Below are 900 nucleotides of genomic sequence, written 5' to 3' on the forward strand. Positions count from 1 at the left end.
CCGCCCCTCGGGCGGCCGCCGTGCTTCTGTTATCGGTATTCGGAGGAGGCATTGACATGAATTTTTATGAGCGGGTCTATGAGCTGGTCCGGCGCATCCCGGCGGGGAAGTGCGCCTCCTACGGGCAGCTCGCCCTGATGCTGGGCAATCCCAGGGCCTCCCGGGCGGTGGGCTACGCCATGCGGGCCTGCCGCACGCCCGGCGTGCCCTGCCACCGGGTGGTGCGCGCCGACGGCTCCACCACCCCAGCATTTGGCCCCGGCGTCCAGCGGGCGATGCTGGAGGCAGAGGGGGTGCCCTTCACCGCCGACGGCCGGGTGGAGCTGGGCGGCTGCCGGTGGGACGGTGCCTGACGGGTTTTGCTTGCCATTTGCGGACGGGCGTGATATCATTTCGGCATACTAGGAATTTAAGGAGACGAAACCTGCATGATCGAATTCCATGCGCCCACCCCGGCGGACAAGGCCTGGGTGGATGAACTGCTCGCCCGGGGCAACTACCGGGGGTGCGACTATAACTTTACCAATCTCTACGTCTGGAGCCGGGCCTATAACCAGCGCATCGCCCGGGTGGACGATTTTCTGGTGACCCATGTGTGCGGCCGCCTGGGGTGCAGCTATATGTACCCTGCGGGCTCCGGAGACATTGCTGCCGTCATCCGTGCGCTGGAGGCCGACGCGGCGGAGAAGGGGGAGCCCCTGCGCCTGGTGTGCCTCACGCCCCGGCAGATGGCGGAGCTGGAGGAATTTTTCCCCGGCCGGTTCGCCTACACTGCCGACCGGGACGGCTACGACTACCTTTACGAGGTGGAGCGGCTGGCCGAGCTGGGGGGCAAGAAGCTCCACGCCAAGCGCAACCACATCAACTAAACTGGTTCCAATGTCAAGGACAATTTTTTGA

The 900-nt window shown here is 65.0% G+C and carries 2 protein-coding genes; both read left to right on the forward strand.

What is annotated here, in order from left to right; translation table 11 throughout:
• Positions 1-56: 56 nt before the first annotated feature.
• Positions 57-353, forward strand: a complete 297-nt coding sequence (locus HMPREF0372_RS14045; RefSeq protein WP_039997642.1) for an MGMT family protein — start codon at positions 57-59, stop codon at positions 351-353.
• 75 nt (positions 354-428) lie between these two features.
• Complete coding sequence (locus HMPREF0372_RS14050) at positions 429-869, forward strand: phosphatidylglycerol lysyltransferase domain-containing protein (RefSeq protein WP_007493785.1); 441 nt, start codon at positions 429-431, stop codon at positions 867-869.
• Positions 870-900 lie beyond the last annotated feature (31 nt).

Origin of the sequence: Flavonifractor plautii ATCC 29863, from assembly GCF_000239295.1 — a bacterium.
In the GTDB taxonomy this organism is placed as follows: Bacteria; Bacillota; Clostridia; order Oscillospirales; family Oscillospiraceae; genus Flavonifractor; species Flavonifractor plautii.